The organism is Mycobacterium toneyamaense, from assembly GCF_055384815.1.
Genome location: NZ_AP040333.1, coordinates 763,742 through 785,395, shown reverse-complemented (window position 1 = coordinate 785,395; position 21,654 = coordinate 763,742). Strand labels below are relative to the sequence as shown.

The window sequence follows — 21,654 nt, the reverse complement described above, 5'->3', positions numbered from 1 at the left end:
GGACTCTTCACTGCCGAGGTGCAAGGAGCTGAGTTCGGAAGCCTCCGGTCTCGAGCAGTGACCGGGCGATGTAGTTGGTGAGGTTGCGGAAGCCCAGCGCGGATCCGCGCAGGTGTTCGAGGCGGCCGTTGATCGCTTCGGTGGGCCCGTTGGAGGTGCCGGGGCGGTCGAAGTAGGCCAGCACGTCGGCGGCACGCTTCTTCAGGGTCCGTCCCAGGGTGATCAGTTCGGTCAGCGGCTTGGGAACGCCGGTGCTCAGCGTGGTGATCAGCGCCGCCATCATCGTGCGGCCTTTCGTGCGGTCGGGTTCACGATACGCGGCCACGGTGCGCTGATACATCTGCCAGGTGGCCTCGACTTCTGCGTGGGCGTCGGCGGCGAACAAGGCGGCCAGCCGGGTGCGCTGGCGGTCGGTGAGCAGATCGGCACCGGTGTGCAGGGTGCGTCGGCAGGTGTAGAGCGGGTCGGACTTGCGGCCGCGGTGCCCACATGTCGCCAGCTGCACCCGGCGGCGGCACTCATCGAGGGCGTTGCCAGCCAGGCGCACCACGTGGAAAGGGTCCATCACCGTCGCCGCCTCGGGCAGTTCCTCGGCGGTAGCGGTCTTGAACCCGGAGAAGCCATCCATAGCAACAACGTCCACGCCGTCACGCCAGTCCTGCGGCCGCTCGGCCAACCAGTCCTGAAACGCCTTTTTTGAGCGACCCTCGACCATGTCGAGCAGCCGAGCCGGACCGGTCCCGTCACGCACAGGGGTGAGATCGATGATGACGGTGACGTACCTGTCACCGCGACGGGTGTGCCGCCAGACGTGCTCATCGACGCCGATCACCGCCACGCCGTCGAAACGGGCCGGATCGGCGATCAGCACCCGTCGGCCTTCTGCCAGCACCGCGTTGTTGGCGGTGTTCCACGACACCGCGAGCGCTTCGGCGATGCGAGCCACGGATAGATGCTGGCAGACAATGGCTTCCAGCGCCCACCGCAGAGCACGCCGCGACAGCTTGGCACGTGGTTCGGCCATCCTGGTGGTGTCTTGTCGCCACACGTGGGCGCAGCCGGCGCACCGGTAGCGACGGATGGTCACCAGCAGTGTGGTGGGGCGCCACCCGAACGGCTCATGGGCCAGAGTACGGGTGAGGCTGTCGCGTGGGATGCCTTCTTCGCCGCAGCGACGACACCACCGGTCCTCGTCGGTCACCCGGCACGCCAGCACAGCACGGCCGGGCTCAAGGCGTTGTCCGGTCACCTGCAGCCCAAGTTCGTCGAGGCGGCAGAAAGTCGTCAGGTCAGCGCAGGCGAAGCCCGCCCGACCGGTAGCGTCAGGCACGTCGAGGTCTTTCGGATGAGGAGTGTAGGAACCTTCATCTTCGAGAGACCTCGACCCCTATCCCGGCAACGACGCGCCGATGACCTCTACACCCTCAACTGCGAAGAGCCGTTTTTATCCCCCCGTCCACACTTCGAAGGATGAACGTGTGCCCATTTGATGAAATGGGGGCCGGAGCAACCTTTCGCGATACCGCTCTCCGACTGATGCGTGAATGGAACGACTTCTGTGAACAATTTGCCGTTGACAGGCGAGCGATGCTCAAATCGCACGAATTGGATGAGCAATCAGACCATTATTTGCGGATTGCCATCAGGTCGGCCGACTGCAAACGTGCTTAAGTGCTCCCGGGGGAACCCAGCCGCAGACCCTCGTGACTTCAGCCGTAGGAGTCGCCTCCGGTCCCGCACTCACGGCACCAAGCTAGATCACCATTCGTCGAGCCCTAGTCGGGCACCTGCGGAGTGCTACTGCGAGGGGACATGCTGCTGAACTAATCGAAACCCCGCTCGAACTGCCGGCAATCAAAGCCAACATCTGCCGCGTCGCTCCAGGCGCTTGCCGAGCACCGCCAGCGCCGCATTCATGTTGCACGCGGACGGCTATGACGCGTAGCGCATTTCTGTCAGCCGCGCATGGGCCGCATCGGGTCCACCATCTTTGTACGGCTCTTCCCAACTAATGGCATGCCCCCTGTCCGTCGGACTCCCATCAGCGCGGGCTAGCACGAGAGCACAATCACGGTCAGTAGCCTGCCCTTTGGTTTCGCCCCAGATGCGACTGACTTTGGACTGCGCAGGCAGGTCGTCTTCAATCAGTTCGAGCAGCTGGAGATTGGTCTGCTGACGCAGGTCCTCCCAGATTCGCGCTGCTAGTGGCAGCGGGTCCTTACCAGGGTCTGCGACATCGCCGATCACTAAGACTGCAACGCCGTCTGGGCGAAGCGCCCTCTCGACGCCTAGCAAAGTCCTTTGCAGGAAATACTGATACGAATCATACGTGTGGCGATGGTCTAGTGCCGCATTCAGCGACTGCCGGCCCGCCCCTCTCTCGCGACCCACCTCATCGAGCCCGAGAAGCCAGAGCCGAATCCAGTTCGAGGTGCCGTAGTTGACGACTTTCAGGTAAGGCGGTGAGGTGACAATCAAGTCAACGGAGTTCTGTCTAACGTGTCGTCCCGTCAAGAGCGCAGGCGCATCAATTGAATACGACCGGCCGGCCGGGCCGGTTGTGTCGTCCAAGTAGAGTCGCGCGATCTTGTCGCGAAGACATTCGAAGACGTCTTGCTCCGGCGCAACCAATCCCTTCTCACGGATGTACTTCTCGACATAACCAGGCGACATGCTGAACGTGTTCGGCATGCTGATGCTCAGATACTGGGAAGTCCCATCACGGCGGAATGAACCGTGCATGATCCCAGCAAGTGCGCCAGCTACCATCAGCTCGTCGGGTGACCATTTGTCGAACGGCTGCCGAAGGAGATAGCCTCGAACAGAGCAGATCTGCCGCAAAGTACCTGTGCTGTAAAGCATTCGGATGTCCGATGGCACATCCGGTTCGTCTTTTGCATGTTGCCGGTAGTCGACCTCAAGCTTGTCGACAAACGACATCACCGAATCCCACTGTGGCGGATTCGTTTTCGCGCGCGACAAAACGTCAGCGAGGGGACTCAAGTCGTTCGATATTACGCGACGGCCTTCCATACGTGCCTGGAGCGGCACCGTCCCGCGGCCGCTAAAGGGGTCGAGTACGAGGTCTCCAGGGTCTGAGAACCGCTGAATGAAGTAGTGGGCCACCTTGGCCGGAAACATCCCGTGATAGGAGCACATCGTATGCATCGAGTGACCCCAGCGCGGACTTATTGCATGCCAGAGTGCACCCGACGAAGTAGTACCACCATCGAGCGAATCACGGGCTGGCACTTCGAAGAACGCGTCTTTCGACCAGTCATCTGGCTCAGTCATTGCAGATACTCCTGAAGTGAACGGGCCGCCGACCTCAATACCGGATCGCGGGACCGTTTCGAAACGCGTGTCAGATTGCGGAATGCATCGGTGTAATCGATGCTTGGTTTCGGCTTCGTGCTTGTTCCACGCCGCTGCCCGAGGTCGCGCTTCGCGAGTCGAACGTCCTCCCCTTCGCGGTAGAACTCTGGAGGAAGCGCGTCGGTAGTAGCTTCCACAAACTTGATGGGGAATCGGAGATACTCACCCTGCCGGACTGCTGCAATTACGCGATCTATCCAAGCCTCAGCCGCTTCGCCGTCCGTAAAGTTGTCTTCAAGTACTTTTCGCAGCCCGGCCGCAGTTAGGCGCAGCCAAGCGTACGGATTTGAAGACGGAATCACTTCCACATCCATCAAATGCACAATCTGGGCGAAAAGTCCACCACGTTGAATAAGGCGCCACAGGCCAGTGTAATTTCGCAGAGTCGCTGGCGACACGCCGATAAAACGTGCGATATCGATCTTCCGTACATGCTCTGTGTGATGCAGGTGCTCAACTAGACCCGCGAGCTGGCTCGGAAGTAGATCTTGATAGATATCTGATTGGTATCGAAGTTCATAGCGCCGCTCGTAATCAAAAACGTACGCAGGCACCGTCTCGAACAAGTTCGGATCGCTTTCGCGAATGCTGCGAATTGCCTTAAGTCGCAAAGCGCCATCAATAACCAAATAGCGACCAGACGGCAAAGGAGCAACCTTAATTGGTTCTGCCAGCCCCATGGCTTCAATTGACGATTTCAATCGCTCTTCAAACTGCTTAGCGCTTCCCGAACGCACTAAATCGGGACTTAGTTCGATATCCGCCGGCGATAGCTCGATGATCTTCATTGAGCCGCCATCGAGAGACTTGACTGGCCGTCAGCCACGAACTTTACCGGCAGTGCAAGCGCTAGTTGACGCAATCGATTCTTCGCGGAACTCTGCGGTAAATCGTTTAAAACGCTGCATGCCCACGCAAGCAACAGCAGACGTTGTTGTCGATGTTCTGAGCCCAAGTCGGTCAATTTCCTCCAGCCGAGCGCTACAAACAGTCCTTCCAACTCTTTTGTGGCCACTTTATAGTCAGCGACAGCCGCAACGACGTCTGACCGTTCTTCAGCAGCGACGTGACGGGCAATAACTGCGTGGAGAGCTAGGTTCACTTTGCCGGATCGCAGCGCCGCAACTTCGCTGTTCGTGGCGCCATCCAATTGCGCCTCAAGCCGACGTACAGTTGTTGCAGACACACCGAACCGCTTCGCAACCGCCGACGTTTCCTCGCCCGATTCTCTAGCCCGCGCAATGAGCAATGCACGGTCGATGCCTCTCATCCGGAGTCTTGCTGCGTTCTCGACCAGGAACTGTTGAACTTTCTCGTTGTCCGCGTAGCTGTCGTCTACGACGATCGCTGGGATGAGCGACAACCCGAGCAACCGGCAGGCAAGTGTTCGCCCTTGGCCCTTGATTAGCAGAAAGTCGCCAGGGACGTCCGGGGCCGGCCGAACTGTGATCGGCGTGAGTACGCCAAACTGCTGAATAGATCGCTGCAGGTCACGGTGTGTTTCGCGGTCGCGTTTACGATCGAGGCCCACCTCCGGCCGAATGCGTTCAACCGGGACCATCTCGACGGTAGGCGGCCCTTTGACAGTCACTAGCGTACCTTTCGTCCGGGTCCATCCAGCGGCAGAAGCCGCTCGTTAACTTACATCGTTGTGATTCTGTCAGCACGTGTGCTACAGATCCGGCGTTTCGTGCCAAACACCCCCACTCGCTTGTCTGACCCGAGATCTATGGGGTGCACCGTACGCCACGGTGCCGACAAGCAGCAGCGGGTGCGCAACCGCGTCCAAACCGACTTCGCAAGATTCCGCACGTAAATCCACGATCGTGGTAACCGTAGAGAGCAATGCGGCGTAATAACTCGCACGCACCCTAGATCTCAGGTGAGCATCATTAGCGCCAGTTTCACTCGGCTCCGCCTACGCAAAAATGGGCGTACCGCCGAGCAACACTTCTATCGCATATTCTTCGGGCTTTACTGATTGTGCATCTGTATCTCAAACGGAACTCGCAGTAGGCGGTCCTTCATTACCCGAATAGTCGCTGGGTCAGGCGACGATCGCAGTCTGTTAGCCTGCCACTCCGCGATTGCATCATAGGTGCAGTGTCGGAAATAATTTAGCAAGTTGTCACTACCGTGAATCTGCGCGAGGTGCGGGTGCTGAAAGTTGATAATAATCAAAATCCGGCCGGGATCTGTAGACTCGCTAACAACGTAAGGGTCATTCGGCGACTTGTCATGATCTAGAAAGCCGAGGATCTCCACCTCGGCGTTCGAAAGCGAGACCTTCGCGCTGAACGTTGGCTGCGTCGGGTCGACTGTCGCGACATACGCTTCGTTGTCGGCCGCCAACGCTTCGGGCGAAGGAACCTCGGTAAATTCGATCGTGTCGATGAGCTCAGCCGATTCGATCTCCGCCTGCAATTCCTCTATCGCCGTTTGCACCTCGATATCGGTTATCGGCCGCGGATCCCTTCGCCGATTGCGGGCGAAATCACGGTATTCCGCGCATTCATCACGAAGTGCTCTTTCAAGAACATCTTCCTCGTCGCCCATCCACTGGATGTTGTCCTTCGTGTGGGACACGATGAACGCGTCGAGGTGTACCTCACCGGTCAGCCGCTGGTTTACTAGGTCATTAGAACCCTCGACCTGGCCGAAAATCTCTTGCGGCCGCCACGATTCCGGCCATCCCTTGATCACTCGCTTCGCGACGAGAATCGAGAAGCCAGCCTTGGCCCGACTCCCCCTTTCAAGGACCCCGACCCAACCCGTCACAGACTTTCCTCCCACGTCGAGAACAAAGTCGCGCCGAAAAACTGTGCCGTCTCGAGCTTTAGCGAATTCCTGGTCCATCTCCCATTTGAGGGGTTCGCCTCTCCACTCGAGACGCAAGTCGCCGTTTCGGAGATCAACGCGGTACATGGATGACAGGAAATCCCGGATCTTGCCCAGCGTCCTGCCCCTCATCTCCCGATTCAGTTGACGAATCTCCAGGATTGTGTAGTGATCTGACTTCGGCAGCCCGTCGCGGGCGACGTACGGAAGCTCGTTATTGCCATCTGCCACCGCCTCGACGTTCACGGCGACTTCGTGTTCGACTGTCTCGCCAAGCCGCTTCGTGCGGATGGTCCACTGTTCGCCGAACCAGCAGCCGGCCATCTTCATGCCTAGGCCGTACTTTGACCGGCCGGATGTGTCAGTCGGAGGTTGACCGATGCGGAGGGCATACTCGATCTCCGCAAGTGACATCCCCATAGCGTTGTCAGTGATCCGCAGCAAGTCATTCTCTCGGTCGTACGCGATCGAGACTTCGAAGGGGCGCCCCTCCTCCGCTAAGGCGGCGTCCAACGTTTTCCTGTTGCTGAAGTACGACTGGGTTGAGTTGTCCACGAATTCAGCCAAAGCGTGCCAGGGCGTATACGGCAGGCGCTTGTACGACCGTATAGCTTCGTACCCCAGCTCAAGGTTCACCATGCTCGACATTCCCTCCGTAGCTCATCGGCCATCCGTAAAAACCCATCGTCCATCTTCAAGTTTTGCCAAACTTGCGCGTTTGTATGCTTGAAGTGGATTCCCCCGTGTGCAACTCAGGTACACCGTATCGGCCGTATCCCGCCGCATCCAAGAAAAGCACCGGCCAGTCCCCTGAACGAAGATATCCATCGTCTCGCCATTCGCGATTGGGAGGAGCGCCGGCGTGTCGACAGCCCACAGACGCAATACGCTCGGGTCTCTCCGACATTCGATCTTGTCAGTAGTTGGTGGCTCTGGCTGATGGCCGTTCAGACGAAAAACGTGCTGATTTGTGGTGGACCTAAAAATTTCGACGACGCCAAGCGCCGCTCCAATAGCTTCGAGTGGGCGCTCCCAATCGGGTTGGGGCCGGTCGACGATGACCCAGACACGCGGCGGTTCTCCACGAACCATTGCAGCGACTCGCTCGGAGTCAAGCATCGCTGCAGATCGCAGTAGGGCAGACACGTGTACTTCGTTGTACCTCCCATACGCGAGGACGCGGGCTTGAGGAAGGACGTGGCTATTGAAGTCGTGCCGTGCCATTTCCGCTTCCACTACCCACCAGCGTCGGTAGTCACGGTCGATGAGTGCCAAATCAGGGCGCTTCACGCCCTCGTCGGAGCGAACATCGACCTTGAACGGCACCAGGTACCACGTGGGGAACAGGGTGTCGGCGTACGCAAGCAAGATTCGCTCGAACTCTGTTTCATACTGCGCGTGCAGTGATAAGGGCTCAAACCATTCGTCACGGAGGAGCAAACGTGCCAACACTTCCCCCTTGCACTGTCAGCCATGTCACCCGATCCACGCTGTTAAGACGCTCGCTCTCGCGAAGGAGACGATCCTCCTCAATCTTGGTCGCGTAGAGCGTATAGATAGTCGCCTTCGATTTGCCGACGGCAGGCCGCAGTACGCGGCCAAGTCTTTGAATTCGCTGCCGCCCGCTCGTCGTTGAGCTCGCAACGACGGCGACGGATGCCTCGGGCACATTTACGCCCTCATCGAGCGCCCGGCAGCTGACCAGCGCGTCGAGTTGACCACGGCGGAACATCCGCAAATTATCACGCCGGACGTCAGGGCCAATGTTGCTGTGATAGGCCGCCGCGCGCAACCCCTTCTCTCCCAGGAGCCGGACGATCTGGTTCGCCGGAGCGATCGACTCGTGGAAGATAAGCACTCGCTCCTTCGAAGCCCTCGTCGCGAGGCGCACCGCCACCGGGATTCGCGCTGCAGCATTCGCCGATACTGAAGCGCGGTCACGAAGCACCTTCTTAATTCGCTCCTCGACGTCCTCGCCGTTGTGGAAGCGACGAACAAGAATCGCGAGCTGTCGTGAGAACCGTTCGTAGCGCGCCTGCTCCTCCGAAGACATATCGACCTTCACGTTCACTAGTTCAAAGCTCGTGATTACGTCGTCTTGGCGGGCCTCGTCGTAACCGTATTGATAGATGACGGGGCCAAGTGCAGGCTCAACGATGGTCTCGAACGCGTCGTCGTACTCTCGACGAGGAGTCGCCGACAGGCCGAGGGTTGCTGTGTGATCCCCACCGAGGCATCGTGAGTTCTCCGGACTACCCACGCGGTGACACTCGTCAACGACGAGGAAGTTCGTTCCGAGTGCCGCAAGCGCCGGCGCTTCGGTTCTGGCTGTGTTTAGAACCATTAGGTTGAACCGAGCAGGCCGCAGTGGCCTGCCCTCGCCTGAGTACGTTGCAATATCCGTCGACACCACGCCGAAATCGTCTTGTAGGGCAACGAACCATTGATCGAGCAGGGCGACCGTCGGCACCACGACGACCACTCGGCCATCAGGAAAGGTGTCAAGGAACCGACGCGCACAAAGGCCCGCGAAAGTAGTCTTGCCACCGCCCGTCACCACCTCAGCGATTCCTCGCCGACCAGCGTTCGACCAGCGTTCGAGAGCATCGGACTGCCATTGCCGTGGCGTCGGTTGTCTCCGAATCGTGCTAGCCGGCACTATCAACCTCCAAGCAGTGGACCGTGGTCATGCCACATCGACAAGTTTGCATTGCTCCTCTCATAATGTGCCGCATTGTGCAACGAAGCTCAGTCGCCACATGTTCGCTGCCCAGTGCCATCCCCCATTCATGGCCAAGGTCAGTGCCCGCGAGCGGTGCGCCGGACCCGAACAGCGTCCCCCCGCTGCCGACCGGTGCATCGAGCCGACCTACGCAGCGAGGATCCCAATTATCAACCCAGATATAGCCGATGCGACCGGTGCATGGCCCACTGCCTGCCCGCGCGCAGAGCCGTTAGGTGGCAGCCGGCGGGGGCAATGGCTAGGCCGAATATTCAGACGCAGACGGCGAGTTCCTCAGTGTCACAACCGCATTCCCATCACCGTCGTTCCCGGTGCCCACCCATTTGGAGCTGGACGGCATCAAGTCGCTGGTTGCTAAGGCACTGCGAGACATGGTGGGAAGTTTCGACCGCGGGTTAGGACGACCGACACTTCCGATATCACGAACTGGGCGCACGCCCAGGCCGAACGATTCCACAGGAAACTAGCGTCGGAACCACCCACCGTGTGCCCTTAGTCTGGGATACAGAAGACTGGCCCGAGGGGGTGGGGTGTGCATGGCTGACGCCATCCGTGTCGACAGCGATGGCCTGCACGCTCACGCCGCGCTGTGCGACTTCGTGTCTGCCTCGATCGCCGCCGCAGAAACCCCAGCCTGCGGGGGTGCGGCCCACCAGGCCACAACCGCGGCAGTAGCGGAGGGCCACAGCGCGGTAGAGCAGGCCGCGGTGACGTTGTCAGCCCGGGCCACATCGACTGGGTTCAAGTTGCGCACCGCCGACGGCGTCTACCGCACGACCGACAACGATTCGGCGCAGTCGATCACCACAACCGTGCAGGTCTGATGCCCGCCGCCGGCACTTCCGCTGCGGGCGGTGTTCCAACCGCAACTGCGGGCGCCACGCTGACCCGTGCCCAGATCGAGGCGTGGGACATCACGCACCTGGAGACCGCCGCGGTCCACTGGTCCACAACCGCGCAGGCCTGGGAAGGCCACTTCGACACGATCCACCAGGGAACCCTCCGGCCGGGCGGCACTGTGTGGGAAGGCGACGCCGCAGACACGGCAGCCGAACGCAGCTGGGGCGACCTGGTGAAGGTGCGCGGCGCCGCCGACGGCCTGCACAGCGCCAGCGGCTTCGCCCGCAACGGTGCGGAGGACATCGCTTGGGCCAAGAGACAGGTGCTCACCGCGATCGAGGAGGCGGAGCAGGCCGGTTTCACTGTCGAGCAGAACCTGTCGGTGACGGACAAGAACACCAGTCCGCTGATGCGGGTCCCGGCGGGCCGGCAACAGCAGGCACAGGCATTCGCCGTCGAAATCGGTTCGCGGGCAAAAACTCTCGTGACCATGGACAAGGCGGTGGCTGGGAAGATCACCGCAGCGCTGGCCCACGTGCGGGCGCTGCGGTTCGAGGAAGCCCCGGCGCCGAAGGAACCCAGCCCAGCGGTGCAGGCCGTCGACTACCAGTTCAAGCAGGATGAACCGAAACCCAATCCGAACGGTGATGGACGCAATCCGAAATTCCCAGACCACAAGCCGAATGGCGAGTGGGCACCGGGAAACAGCGGCGTCGACGGCCATGCCGCGGCACAAAACACCTTCGACGAGATGGAATCCCTCGGCATTCCGCTGATCCGTCAGGAGGTGCAGATCCGGGTCTTCGATCCAGCGACCGGCAAAATGCGCACCCGCAAGTACGACGCACTCCGACCGACCGGCGTGCCCGGCCAGTACATCGGGATCGAGCACAAGACCAACGATTCGCCATTTACAGAGAACCAGACTGCCGTCGATGCTCTGGTCAATGCGGGCACCCCGGCTCGCGGCACGCTCAACGGTCAGCCAATCGAGGTGGTGCAGGCACAGGAGGTCCGTGTGCCGTGGCCACCGCCTGAAGCGAATGTCCCTGCCCCGGCGCCCGCACCGGGAGCAAGCCGCGGGTATCCGCGAATGCCGGAGCCGCCGAAGATGTGGAAAGACGACGGCCAGCCGCTGATCCCCCGTGCGGGAGACGACCCGTTCCCAACCTGGGGCACGCACATCTCTCCCGACGAACTGGCCAAGTCGGGCGATCCGGAGCTGAGTAACCTCGGCAAGTTCTATCAGGGCATGTTCGGCCGGGACCCCAACGATCCAGATAACCACGCATGAGGCGCCACCCCGGTGCTGTCATTCCTCATAGATAGGCTCAGAAACATGGGAACGCCGGCTTACACCCACGTCGTCAAGTACGACGGCGGCGTGTTCGCGATCTCCATTGGCAGCAACGCTGACCGCAGCGAGTTCGCCGACCCGCTCAACCGTCTCAATGGAACCAAGCCATGGGCGCTGACCTTGTTCGCACTGCCAGACGGACTCGACCACGGAGCCATGATTGCCGCAGGCCGGGAGGCCGACAACTACTTGCAGGCAGGCGGTTCGGCCAAGGCCATGACCTTGCAGATTCGCCAGCCGGGCGGTCAGCAGTGGGGCGTCGAATCGGTTCGGTACGTCGTCGGCCGCCCGCACAACGCGCCGGAAGCGCTCGAGGTGCCCATCACACTCCCGCGCAGTGTGGCGACGGTCAGCAGCTCTGAGGTGTTCGGCGCGGAAGAAGCTGCCGACGTGTTCTTCGGCTACTACCGCACCGGCAACATCCCGCCCAGCTACGTCTTGCGCCCCGTGGAGGGCTACACCGCTGACGGGCACAACATCGACCTGCGCAGCGGCGCCACCGAATAGGTATCCCTGCGGCGCGGGCTACCGCGGCCAGGACCCAGTGCGTGGACACCCCTACGCCGCCAGCGAAAGGGCCTCATACAGATGTCAGATCGCGTCGTGAGGTCGGTTTTCTGCGAGGTATTCGACTTTCGTGTAGGGCTGTCCAGCCGCACGGCGGCGCTCGGCCTCTTCGAATGCTTTCTGCGTTTCGGTATGACCGGCGTGAATCCGTAAGTACAGAAACAGTTCTCGGTCAAGCGCATAGACACCGGGTATCGGGTGCGTGAGGGGGTCTGCTGCACGATCAGGTGACAGTTTCGGTCACGCGGCCTGACTGGCCGGTGTGGTCATGATTGCTTCGAATTCGATCGGGGTCAACCGCCCGAGGCCGGACTGGCGGCGGCGCCGGTGGTAGGTGCGCTCGATCCAGGTGACGATCGCGATGCGGAGTTGTTCTCGGGTGTCCCAGCGGCGGCGGTCGAGCACGTTCTTCTGCAGCAGGCTAAAGAAGCTCTCCATGGCGGCGTTGTCGCCGGCGGCTCCGACACGGCCCATAGAGCCGACCATCTCGTGTTGATTCAAGGCGTGTACGAATTTCCTTGACCGGAACTGAGATCCGCGATCCGAGTGCAGAATGCACCCCGCGACATCTCCGCGTCGGGCTACCGCGCTGTGTAGTGCCCGGATGGCCAGTTGTGACTTCATTCGGGAGTCGATGCTGTAGCCGACGATCCGGTTGGAGAACACGTCCTTAATCGCACAGAGGTAGAGCTTGCCCTCACCGGTGCGGTGCTCAGTGATGTCACTGAGCCACAACTGATTTGGCCCTTCAGCGGTGAAGTCACGCTCGACAAGATCGTCGTGCACCGGCGGCCCGACTTTGCCGTTCTTGCCGCGTTTCTTACCAAACACGCTCCACAGTCGATTCTGCGAGCAGATCCGCCATGCGGTGCGCTCGGCCATCGGCTCGCCGGCATCGCGCGCCTCCTCCACGAGGTAGCGGTAGCCGAACTCCGGATCGTCTGCGTGCGCGTCGAACAGCGCATTGGCGCGGTAGGCCTCGATGAGTTCGGCCTCGGTGATGGGGTCGGCCAGCCAGCGGTAATACGGTTGGCGGGAGAGCTTGAGTACCCGGCACGTCACCGCGACGGGGATCCCGTCGGCGGCGAGCTCTTTCACGAGCGGGTAGACCCTTTTCCCGGCAGATTGGCCTGCGATAAATACGCTGCGGCCCGACGCAGCACCTCGTTCTCTTGCTCTAGCAGTTTGATCCGCCGTCGGGCTTCGCGCAGCTCACCGGACTCGCTGGCGCTCTTGCCGGGCTTGGTGCCTTCGTCGATGTCGGCCTGACGGAGCCATTTCTGCAGCGTCATCGGGTGCACTCCGAAATCGGTGGCGATCTGCTCGATCGTTACACCGTCATCGCGGTTGCGAGCGACCCGGACGACGTCGTCGCGGAACTCGCGGGGGTAGGGCCTTGCCATGGGGACATCCTTCCAGCCCGCCCATGCTGGGCAAGCCAACTCAGATGTCACCTATTCGTGCAGCAGACCCAACTTTGCGCTACGGCCTTGGCGAGTTCTGGGGTTTCCGGTAACCGCAAGCCGAAGTATGCAGCGCGGCTTGGCACGCAAAGGTGCTTGCGATGCGCGAAATATTTACCCAATAGCTCAATCGGTACCGCCTTGCAAATATCGCCGGGTTGACCAACGTCGATTACCCCAACTACCAAGTTCGCTGGATAACGCCCCTGCGCCGCGTGTCCGGTCCACCAGCCAGGCGACTTGAAGACTTAGCGATCTCGAGAACGACTACTGAAGAACAGCTAGCACGTCGACTTCGTTCGCGTAAACGCCAGCCTTGCCCATTTGCGAGGCCTGCCGAGCTTGCGCGTGCGGCTCACCCGAGTCACGGACACGGGTGACTTTCCACCTGCCTGAACGCTCAAGCGACCTTCGCAATAGAGTCTCTGGCGAAGCGGCGGTCTCCGCACTTGGCAGCGCGCCGAAGCGTACAGCCATGTGCGCGCCCGGATTGCATCGCTCAGCCGCACGACACCAGACCGCAGACAAGCCGTCCACAAATACTTCAACGCTCGTATGACGCAGCTGATCGTCCGTCGAATAATCGACATGAGGGAGGCCGCCGAGGAACCACGCCCGCAACCATTGATCAGGAAGGTAGGTGTACATGCGGTAGTAGGGGGGGCTAGTCACCACCCAATCGAAGCGTCGCCGAAGGCGTGGCAGAACCTGCGTTGAGTCACCGCAGTAGACCTTGCCACCGCGTTCCTGCGGAACATCAGCCAACGTGTACGCAACTCTGCGCGATATCGCATCCCTAACGTCGACAAGGGGCGGGCGCATATTGCGTGCGGCCCAAAACTTCACGGCCGCATCAGGTTTCGTGGCATACGTTCGTGGCATCTGATTTGAAAGATACGTGGGAACACCTTTGCGCAACGGGCCGTGGAGAATACCCAGCACAATTGCCCGAAGGACGATTGCAGGTTCATCGTCAGGACCAATGTGCGCCAGTTGTTCACGCAATGAGCACAGTGCGACCAACGTCGCTGGGTGGAACGCCCATCCCCAGAACTCTCCTTGCGGTACGTCGACCGGATCGTAGCTCGAAGACAGCAGCTCGACGGCAAGGGCGTCGACTGCGCGCGGATCTGCTCGCGCCACCTTCGCAGATGCGATCGCCGCCGCGACAGGACTCGCGTCGATCCCCACGGCGCCGAGTCCTTTCAGACGCGCCGCGAACATTGTGGTTCCTCGGCCGCAGAACGGATCCAAGACCCAATCTCCCGGCCGCGCGCGCGCCAGCCTCGCGAGAGGGAACTCCAGAGGGAACATTGTGAAGTACGGGCACGCCGTGTTCAGTCGTTGTTGGACCGTCGTGGTCGAAGCAGACGCTGACGGAGAGCCCTTCTGTACCACGTCGGGAGCATATACGGGCCAGGGGACAAGCCCCCTACTGACACAGCCGCACGCGGCACTCCTTGTACGGGATGGCCCCAGACGGAATTGGCACACAGACGCCCAGACGTCGTCCCCTGGAGCCACTCCGCAGGTAGGCTCCGTCCCACAGAATGTGCAAAGGCATAGAGAGGCCGACACGCGTAGTGGAACCTGAGGACCGTGGGCCGACCTTGGTGGTCGAGCTGCTACCAGGCGAGGTAATCGAGCAGCCCGAACCTAAACCGGCGAAGGAGCCTAGCGACGCCGAACTGAACGCAAGGTATGTCACTGAGGGCGTCCGGATCGTGACCGAGCAGGCAAGGTATCCGCTTAACCAGATCTACTCGATGTTCACGGGCACCTCTCAAACAGAGTCGGGTGCAACTGAGTACACCTACAACCGCGACCCGGAATATCAACGCCGGCACCGTTGGGACAACACACGGAAGTCACGGTTGATCGAGTCATTCCTAATGAATGTTCCGGTACCTCCGATTTTTCTTTACGAGAACGAGCTTGCCCGGTACGAAGTTATGGATGGGCGGCAACGCCTTAGCGCCCTGATTGAGTTCTATGCAAACTCGCTCGAACTATCCGGCCTTCAATACTGGCCGGAACTAAACGGACGCACCTATGAAAGATTGCCGACGTCAATCAGGAACGGCATCGACAGGCGATACCTGTCATCGATAATCCTGCTCAATGAGACGGGCGCATCTGGGGAACAAGCGGCATTCCTAAAGAAGCTGGTTTTCGAGCGCCTAAATTCGGGTGGCGTACGACTCAGCGGACAGGAAACTCGCAACGCTATACTCAATGGTCCGCTCAACGCTCTTTGCTTGGAGCTATCCCAAATTCCTGAGTTTAAGGAGATGCTGGGCACTCCCGACGGAGACGCTGAGACTCCGCCCGAGTTCAGCGAAGGTGACGACTCCATTGATGACGGCGCGGAGGATGACGGCATCCCGTCGACAGTAGGCGCAGCCGAGAATAGCGACTCTAAGACAGTCACCAACCTCGGCAAGAAGATGTACAAAGAAATGGAAGATGTAGAAATTGTCTTACGTTTCTTCGCCTACCGTCATTTTAAGAACTTCTCTCAAGGACTCAACAAGCTTCGCGAGTTTCTCGACGACTTCCTGATGAAGGGCAACCATTTCGATGCCGAGACCTTGGCCAAATACAAGCGCCTATTCACAGACAACATAAAGTTTTGGTATACAATGGCGGGAGCTAAGGCGTTTCAGGCAAGTGGAAGCACTCGACACTTTAGTAAGATATCGTTCGACGCGCTCATGTACGCGAGTTCTGCGCTCAGCGATGAGCAGCGTGCCGCATTACTGGCCGCGCCGGATGTCGTAAACTCCGCCGTTGCGGAGATGTACGTTGCACACGCAGACGCTTTCGGCGGACGGAAGACAAACGCAGCCGACGCGAACCATCGAAACGAGTACGCCCTCGCAGCATTGAGTACTGCGCTGAAGCGGATTTAAGCCCGCTATCGATGTTGCTGCATTACCGAGAACTGTCCGCCGATCTTGAGCGCATAAGGCGCTACCTCACTGCTCTAGCCGGGGACACACCTACACTTGATCAGCGTAGGTTTGCGTATGTCGCATGCGTCTCAACCCTTTACGCCTCATTTGAGCATTTCGCAGAACGTATCGCATTCCGCTTTACTCAGATTCTTCTGAGCCACCCGACTCACTTAGCCGCGACCGAAGTCGAGAAGCTCCGGAAGCGGTACGTATCGAATGCTTCGTCCTTGCTAACCCAAAGCCTAGGAACCGGCAGGTATCAGGACGTCACCGAATTGGACGTGGCCAAAAGTCTAGCGTCTTGCCTCGATGATTCAATGGCGTACGACCTCCGGCTAGAGGTGCTATCGCTCCACAACTCGAATCTGCGCTGGGACACATTGAACGGGATGTTTAATTGGGCTGCCGGTGATTTGCTCCGAGGTATCGCTGCTTCAGATGCCGTCGAAAAATGGTTCGCGGCACCAGGTGCCTCCGGGAAAGCAATCGCCGAGATAATCGACTTAGAACTCAAAGAATTAGTCGAGAGGCGAAATGAAGTAGCGCACCGTGGAATTCCCGATGACATTCTCTCGCCCGAACGCATGCTGGAGAAGGTCGCCTATATCGACGTTATATGCCTGGCATTAGTCGCTAGCCTCGCGACGCGTATCCTTTCGACTACGATGAAGACTGGCGAAAGCGTCACACTGGGCATACCGTCGAACCTTTACAAAGGTGGTCGTGTTGCAATATTAGAACTTCGCGAAGACATCGCGGTTGGCGACATCGTTTGGGCCTCATACTCCAACAAAGCGCGATGGGGCAGGGTTATCGAGATTCAACTCGATAACGAATCGGTCCCACGTGCGACGGCCGGCGACGAAGCTGGATTGCTGCTTGAATTTACGATGCCCAAGAAAGCGAATCTTCAACACTGGCGAAACCCGACCGAAGACTTAATCCCATTGCCTCTAGCTATATTTGGTGATCGCGGTCCGTAGTTTCAACCAGCGTTCACTGGCGCGAGTCCGCAGCTGGTCTCACGGCACGTACCTAGCGCCTTTTAATCTCAATTTTGCAGCTTCAGCTCGTTTAAGTCTTGCGTAATCCCAACTTAGAGCGAGCACTTTAACCGCCGGAGACAGCGTGGAGTAAAGACAAACTGCAGACGGGCGATGTATCGCAAAAGCGCCGCTCCGAAGGTCGGTAGTCAGCCTGCCAAAGGCGAACGTAAATGCAACGGCGCCTATAACTGCTGTTACAGCGAGCAAATCACCGTTCGAAGCCCTATCTGAGCGTATTTCCACAGCGACCTCAGGATTGACCGCAATTCCTTCGGGAATCCCCGTGATATAAAGACCCCAGCGACTAGGAAGCAACCCGCCCCGAAATAGGTAATCGGCCAGTATTTTTTGCAGTCTGCGCTGAACCGCCCCGAGTTTGATGCACACCGGTTTATGGGTGTGCAGCCGCGGATTGGGCTGTGTTCGTAGCGTAGTAGACGGCCTCGTACTCGACGGGTGGGATGCGGCCCAGGCGATGCATGAGCCGGTCGGTGTTGTACCAGTTCACCCAGTCGGCGGTGAGCAGTTCCACGTCGGTCAGCCGGTGCAGCGGGCCATGCCGGAACGGGGAGTCATCGCGGATGGCTTCGTGCTTGTAGAGCCCGATCGTGGTTTCGGCCAGAGCGTTATCGTAGGCGTCGCCGACCGATCCGATCGATGCCACCAACCCCGATAGTGCGAGGGTTTCCCCGAACTTCACCGACGTGTATTGAGACCCCGCATCGGAGTGGTGAATAGTTCTGCCGGACAACGGATTACCTTCACGACGCCGGAGTTCGGCGGCGTGGCGGATCGCCCGCCGAACGAATGCATCGCTCTTGCCGGCCGAGCAGGTCCAGCCCACGATCCGCCCGGCGTACGCGTCGATGGCGAACGCGGTGTAAACGAACACTCCTGACGACAATCGGACGTAGGTGAAATCGGCCACCAGCAGTTTGTTGGGTGCCGGTACGCGGAACTGGCGGTCCACCAAGTCCGGTGCCCGCCCGGCCGCCGGGTCAGCGATGGTGGTGCGGACCCTCTTGCGCCGGGTGACCCCACGCCACCCGTTGGCCCGCATCAACCGTTCGACGGTGCAACGGGCCACTTCGATGCCCTGGCGCTGCAGGTGAGCCCACATCTTGACCGCGCCGTACAACGACTCCGGTTTACGCCGGCCCGCCCGGTCAGGTTCGTAGTAGCCGGCCAGCACCTGCGTGATCACGGTGTCCCACAAGGCCCGCGCGGACGGGGGCCTGGTGAGCCAGGCGTAGAAGGTTCTCGGGGCGATCTGGCAGCCATGCTCGGACAGCACGCGGCAGATCGAAGCGACCCCGAACCGAGCACGATGCTCGGCGATGAACGCACAGATCAGCGGCGTCGCGGGTCGCTCTCCCGCGCGAAGAAACTTGTTGCCGCCTTGAGGATTTCGATCGTTTCCTCAAGCTCCTTGTTCTTGCGTTTGAGCTCGCGCAACTCCCGTGCGGTATCGCTGGGCACCCCGGCACGATCCCCGGCATCGACCTCGCCCTGGGCGACCCATCGTCGCAGCGATTCGTACGAAACTCCCAACCGCTTGGCGACCGCAGTGATGCAGGCCGTGCGGGTGTCGTATTCGTCGGCATGGTCAGCGACCAACCGCACCGCCCGGGCCTTGAACTCCTCGTCGTACTTCTTCGGCATGATGCGAATTACCTTCCCTCGAAAGAAGGTGTGCATCAAACCCGGGGCGGTTCACGCTCCTGAACATTTCCTGCAAGTTGACTGTTGGCTGTCAGCGGTCACGTATTTCCCCAGGTTTGAGGGGTTGTCCGTCACGTAATTCCCCACCCTGGCTGTCACGTAATTCCCCACCCTGGGCGGTGTGTCTGCCTGGTGTGGGCCTCGTTTACCGGTTCGCTCTGCATCCATCTGATGGTGGATGGAAGGGCGCTGATGGCGAGGAGAAGTATCGTGATGCTCGATTTGGTCGAGTTGTTCACCCACTGGCACGCGGGCCGTTCGCAGGTCCAGTTATCGGAGTCGCTGGGCATTGACCGCAAGACCGTCCGCAAATATTTGGCTCCGGCGGTCGCGGCGGGTATCGGCCCGGGTACGGAGCCGCTGACCGCGCCACAGTGGTCGGAGCTGATCGGCGGGTGGTTCCCGGAACTGTCCGATCCTGCGGCGCGGGCGCTGACCTGGCCGCTGATCGAACCGCACCGGGACCAGATCAAGACCTGGCTCGATGCCGATGTCACGATCGCCACGATCGCTCAGCGGTTGCGGGACGAGCATGCGGTAGCGGTGTCGGAGTCCTCGGTTCGGCGTTGGATCGCAACACATTTCGCGGAAGAGGTGGCACGAGCGAAGGTGACCGTGCCGCGCGGGCCGGTCGAGCCGGGCAGTGAAGCGCAGATCGACTACGGTCGCCTGGGCATGTGGTTCGATCCCGCGGTGGGCCGCCGGGTGGCGGTGTGGGCGTTCGTGATGGTGTTGGCGTGTTCGCGGCACCTGTTCGTGCGCCCGGTGATCCGGATGGACCAAACCACCTGGTGCGCTTGCCATGTCGCGGCGTTCGAGTTCTTCGGCGGGGTCCCGGCCCGGTTGGTGTGTGACAACCTCAAGACCGGGGTGGACAAACCCGACCTGTATGACCCGAAGATCAACCGCGCCTATGCCGAGCTGGCCACCCACTACGGCACCCTGATCGACCCGGCGCGGGCGTTCAAACCCAAAGACAAACCCCGCGTCGAACGGCCCATGCAATACATCCGGGATTCGTTCTGGCGCGGCCGCCAGTTCGACGGGCTGCCCGCGATGCAAACCGACGCCCAGCGCTGGAGCATCGAGGTGGCCGGGGCGAGGTCGTGTCGGGCACTGGAGGGCGCGCCGCCGTTGCGGGTGTTTGAAGCGATCGAAGCCAGCGCGTTGATCGGGTTGCCGCCCAGAGTATTTGAACTGTCCACCTGGTCGATCGGCACCGTCGGCACCGACGCGCACCTCAAGGTCGGCAAGGCGTTGTACTCGGTGCCGTGGCGGCTGATCGGGCAACGCCTGCATGCCCGCACCGCCGGCGACGTGGTACAGGTCTTTCACGCCGATGCGGTGGTGGCCATCCACGTGCGCCGCCCATCGGGGCGCTCGACCGACTTCGCCCATTACCCGCCGGAGAAGGTCGCGTTCGCGATGAAAACCCCGACCTGGTGCCGGCGCACCGCCGAACTGGTCGGCCCGGCCTGCGTCGCGGTGATCGCCGCGTTCATGGCCGACAACGCCATCCACCATCTGCGCGCCGCGCAAGGAGTGCTCGGGCTGCGCGACAAACACGGCTGCGACCGGTTGGAGGCCGCGTGCGCCCGCGCCATCGCCGTCGGTGACCCGTCCTACCGCACCATCAAAGGCATCCTGGCCGCCGGCACCGAACACGCCGGCGACGAACCGCCCGCCAGCACCGGCGCGGCGGGGGCGTTTCTGCGTGGCCCCGACCAGTTCGGCACCGATACCGGCATCATCGCCTGATCGTCACCAATTCCACACTGCTGCAACATAATCAACCTTCAAAGGAAGCCCACCATGTCTATCTGTGATCCGGCGCTACGCACCGCGCTGCGCACCCTGAAACTGTCCGGCATGCTCGACACCCTCGATGCCCGGCTCGCCCAAACCCGCGACGGCGGCCTCGGCCACCTCGAATTCCTGCAAGCCCTCTGTCAAGACGAGATCGCCCGCCGCGAATCCGCCGCTCTCACACGGCGATTGCGCCGCGCCAAGTTCGAAGAACAGGCCACCTTCGAAGACTTCGACTTCACCGCCAACCCGAAACTGCCCGCCGCGATGCTGCGCGACCTGGCCGCCCTGCGCTGGCTCGACGCCGGCGAATCAGTCATCCTCTACGGCCCCGTCGGCGTCGGCAAAACCCATGTGGCACAAGCACTCGGACATCACGTAGCCCGCCGCGGCGGGGACATCCGCTTCGTCAAATGCGCCCGCATGCTCGCCGACCTTGCCGGCGGACACGCCGACCGCACCATCGGCCAGCGCATGCGCGAGTACACCCGGCCCCTGGTACTGATCGTCGATGACTTCGCGATGCGTGAGCACACCACCACCCAATCCGACGATCTCTACGATCTGGTCTCCGACCGGGCCATCGCTGGCAAACCCCTCATCCTGACCAGCAACCGCGCCCCCAAAGACTGGTACCCGCTGTTCCCCAACCCCGTCGTGGCCGAATCCCTACTCGACCGACTGATCAACACCAGCCACCAAGTCCTCATGGACGGACCCAGCTACCGACCCCGGAAACGACCCGGCCGCACCACCACCTAGACAACGCCCGCCCCGACCGGTAAGACCAACACGAGGCCCACACCTGGGGAATTACGTGACAGCAACCCCTGGGGAATTACGTGACCGACGACAGTTGGCTGCACCGGCACCCCAGATTAGCTTGAGGAGCCAGCGTTCGAGCTCTTCCCCGCTGTGGAGGTCGAACTCGCTCTCTCGC

General features: G+C 60.7%; 17 protein-coding genes. 7 read left to right on the top strand and 10 right to left on the bottom strand.

The features are described from left to right. Positions 1-7: 7 nt before the first annotated feature. The 7 genes from ACZ5IQ_RS03725 to ACZ5IQ_RS03695 form a co-directional block, all read right to left on the bottom strand. Positions 8-1,330, bottom strand: a complete 1,323-nt coding sequence (locus ACZ5IQ_RS03725) for an ISL3 family transposase (protein ID WP_052545499.1) — start codon at positions 1,328-1,330, stop codon at positions 8-10. A 602-nt stretch (positions 1,331-1,932) separates the two neighbouring features. After that, a complete protein-coding gene (locus ACZ5IQ_RS03720) occupies positions 1,933-3,294 on the bottom strand; it encodes a DNA methyltransferase (RefSeq protein ID WP_464480839.1) in 1,362 nt (453 codons plus the stop codon). Next, on the bottom strand, positions 3,291-4,163 hold the full coding sequence (locus ACZ5IQ_RS03715; RefSeq protein ID WP_464480838.1) for a ParB/RepB/Spo0J family partition protein: 873 nt from the start codon (positions 4,161-4,163) through the stop codon (positions 3,291-3,293). Before ACZ5IQ_RS03715 ends, ACZ5IQ_RS03720 begins: the two co-directional genes overlap by 4 nt. Continuing rightward, positions 4,160-4,966 (bottom strand): ParB/RepB/Spo0J family partition protein, encoded by an 807-nt coding sequence (locus tag ACZ5IQ_RS03710; protein ID WP_464480837.1) that lies wholly within the window; start codon positions 4,964-4,966, stop codon positions 4,160-4,162. Before ACZ5IQ_RS03710 ends, ACZ5IQ_RS03715 begins: the two co-directional genes overlap by 4 nt. A gap of 383 nt (positions 4,967-5,349) precedes the next feature. After that, positions 5,350-6,852, bottom strand: coding sequence for an ATP-binding protein (locus tag ACZ5IQ_RS03705; protein WP_464480836.1), 1,503 nt, complete (start codon positions 6,850-6,852; stop codon positions 5,350-5,352). Between the two features lie 21 nt (positions 6,853-6,873). Further along, complete coding sequence (locus ACZ5IQ_RS03700) at positions 6,874-7,662, bottom strand: hypothetical protein (RefSeq protein ID WP_464480835.1); 789 nt, start codon at positions 7,660-7,662, stop codon at positions 6,874-6,876. After that, positions 7,640-8,872, bottom strand: a complete 1,233-nt coding sequence (locus tag ACZ5IQ_RS03695) for a DEAD/DEAH box helicase (RefSeq protein ID WP_464480834.1) — start codon at positions 8,870-8,872, stop codon at positions 7,640-7,642. The genes ACZ5IQ_RS03700 and ACZ5IQ_RS03695 overlap by 23 nt, the downstream gene beginning before the upstream one ends. A 620-nt stretch (positions 8,873-9,492) precedes the next feature. Between ACZ5IQ_RS03695 and ACZ5IQ_RS03690 the strand changes: the two genes are divergently transcribed. From ACZ5IQ_RS03690 to ACZ5IQ_RS03680, 3 genes are read left to right on the top strand one after another with little or no spacing between them, the layout of a single operon-like run. Beyond that, on the top strand, positions 9,493-9,780 hold the full coding sequence (locus tag ACZ5IQ_RS03690; RefSeq protein ID WP_464480833.1) for a hypothetical protein: 288 nt from the start codon (positions 9,493-9,495) through the stop codon (positions 9,778-9,780). Continuing rightward, positions 9,780-11,090: a hypothetical protein gene (locus ACZ5IQ_RS03685; RefSeq protein WP_464480832.1), complete on the top strand. Its 1,311-nt coding sequence runs from the start codon at positions 9,780-9,782 to the stop codon at positions 11,088-11,090. The genes ACZ5IQ_RS03690 and ACZ5IQ_RS03685 overlap by 1 nt, the downstream gene beginning before the upstream one ends. 45 nt (positions 11,091-11,135) lie before the next feature. Beyond that, positions 11,136-11,660 (top strand): hypothetical protein, encoded by a 525-nt coding sequence (locus ACZ5IQ_RS03680; RefSeq protein WP_464480831.1) that lies wholly within the window; start codon positions 11,136-11,138, stop codon positions 11,658-11,660. 300 nt (positions 11,661-11,960) lie between these two features. On the opposite strand, the gene ACZ5IQ_RS03675 is transcribed toward ACZ5IQ_RS03680, so the two are convergent. Together ACZ5IQ_RS03675 and ACZ5IQ_RS03670 are read right to left on the bottom strand one after the other, a co-directional pair. Beyond that, positions 11,961-13,123 (bottom strand): IS3 family transposase gene (locus tag ACZ5IQ_RS03675; protein WP_099156389.1). Its coding sequence is split into 2 segments (ribosomal slippage): positions 11,961-12,836 and positions 12,839-13,123, totalling 1,161 coding nucleotides; the frame shifts between segments, so codons are not numbered across the junction. A 327-nt stretch (positions 13,124-13,450) separates the two neighbouring features. Continuing rightward, complete coding sequence (locus ACZ5IQ_RS03670) at positions 13,451-14,497, bottom strand: DNA methyltransferase (protein WP_464480830.1); 1,047 nt, start codon at positions 14,495-14,497, stop codon at positions 13,451-13,453. Positions 14,498-14,796: 299 nt separating this feature from the next. Between ACZ5IQ_RS03670 and ACZ5IQ_RS03665 the strand changes: the two genes are divergently transcribed. Then, the gene (locus ACZ5IQ_RS03665) at positions 14,797-16,095 is read left to right on the top strand and encodes a DUF262 domain-containing protein (RefSeq protein ID WP_464481414.1); all 1,299 of its coding nucleotides are present in this window, start codon (positions 14,797-14,799) and stop codon (positions 16,093-16,095) included. A gap of 11 nt (positions 16,096-16,106) precedes the next feature. Further along, positions 16,107-17,123 (top strand): HEPN domain-containing protein, encoded by a 1,017-nt coding sequence (locus ACZ5IQ_RS03660; RefSeq protein WP_464480829.1) that lies wholly within the window; start codon positions 16,107-16,109, stop codon positions 17,121-17,123. A 454-nt stretch (positions 17,124-17,577) separates the two neighbouring features. Here the strand turns inward: ACZ5IQ_RS03660 and ACZ5IQ_RS03655 are convergent. After that, a protein-coding gene (locus ACZ5IQ_RS03655) for an IS3 family transposase (protein ID WP_135356434.1) occupies positions 17,578-18,848 on the bottom strand; the annotation gives its coding sequence in 2 pieces (ribosomal slippage) (positions 17,578-18,575 and positions 18,575-18,848; 1,272 coding nt in all). Positions 18,849-19,121: 273 nt separating this feature from the next. Between ACZ5IQ_RS03655 and istA the strand changes: the two genes are divergently transcribed. Next, positions 19,122-20,666, top strand: a complete 1,545-nt coding sequence (istA, locus tag ACZ5IQ_RS03650) for an IS21 family transposase (protein WP_109558051.1) — start codon at positions 19,122-19,124, stop codon at positions 20,664-20,666. Between the two features lie 54 nt (positions 20,667-20,720). Next, a complete protein-coding gene (gene istB, locus ACZ5IQ_RS03645) occupies positions 20,721-21,476 on the top strand; it encodes an IS21-like element helper ATPase IstB (protein WP_074360265.1) in 756 nt (251 codons plus the stop codon). The last annotated feature ends 178 nt before the right edge of the window (positions 21,477-21,654 follow it).

Coding starts and splice junctions, on each gene's coding strand:
- ACZ5IQ_RS03720 (WP_464480839.1), bottom strand. CDS start 3,294: ATGACTGAGCCAGATGACTGGTCGAAAGACGCGTTCTTCGAAGTGCCA.
- ACZ5IQ_RS03715 (WP_464480838.1), bottom strand. CDS start 4,163: ATGAAGATCATCGAGCTATCGCCGGCGGATATCGAACTAAGTCCCGAT.
- ACZ5IQ_RS03705 (WP_464480836.1), bottom strand. CDS start 6,852: ATGGTGAACCTTGAGCTGGGGTACGAAGCTATACGGTCGTACAAGCGC.
- ACZ5IQ_RS03690 (WP_464480833.1), top strand. CDS start 9,493: ATGGCTGACGCCATCCGTGTCGACAGCGATGGCCTGCACGCTCACGCC.
- ACZ5IQ_RS03685 (WP_464480832.1), top strand. CDS start 9,780: ATGCCCGCCGCCGGCACTTCCGCTGCGGGCGGTGTTCCAACCGCAACT.
- ACZ5IQ_RS03680 (WP_464480831.1), top strand. CDS start 11,136: ATGGGAACGCCGGCTTACACCCACGTCGTCAAGTACGACGGCGGCGTG.
- ACZ5IQ_RS03670 (WP_464480830.1), bottom strand. CDS start 14,497: ATGTTCCCTCTGGAGTTCCCTCTCGCGAGGCTGGCGCGCGCGCGGCCG.
- ACZ5IQ_RS03660 (WP_464480829.1), top strand. CDS start 16,107: ATGTTGCTGCATTACCGAGAACTGTCCGCCGATCTTGAGCGCATAAGG.
- istA (WP_109558051.1), top strand. CDS start 19,122: ATGCTCGATTTGGTCGAGTTGTTCACCCACTGGCACGCGGGCCGTTCG.
- istB (WP_074360265.1), top strand. CDS start 20,721: ATGTCTATCTGTGATCCGGCGCTACGCACCGCGCTGCGCACCCTGAAA.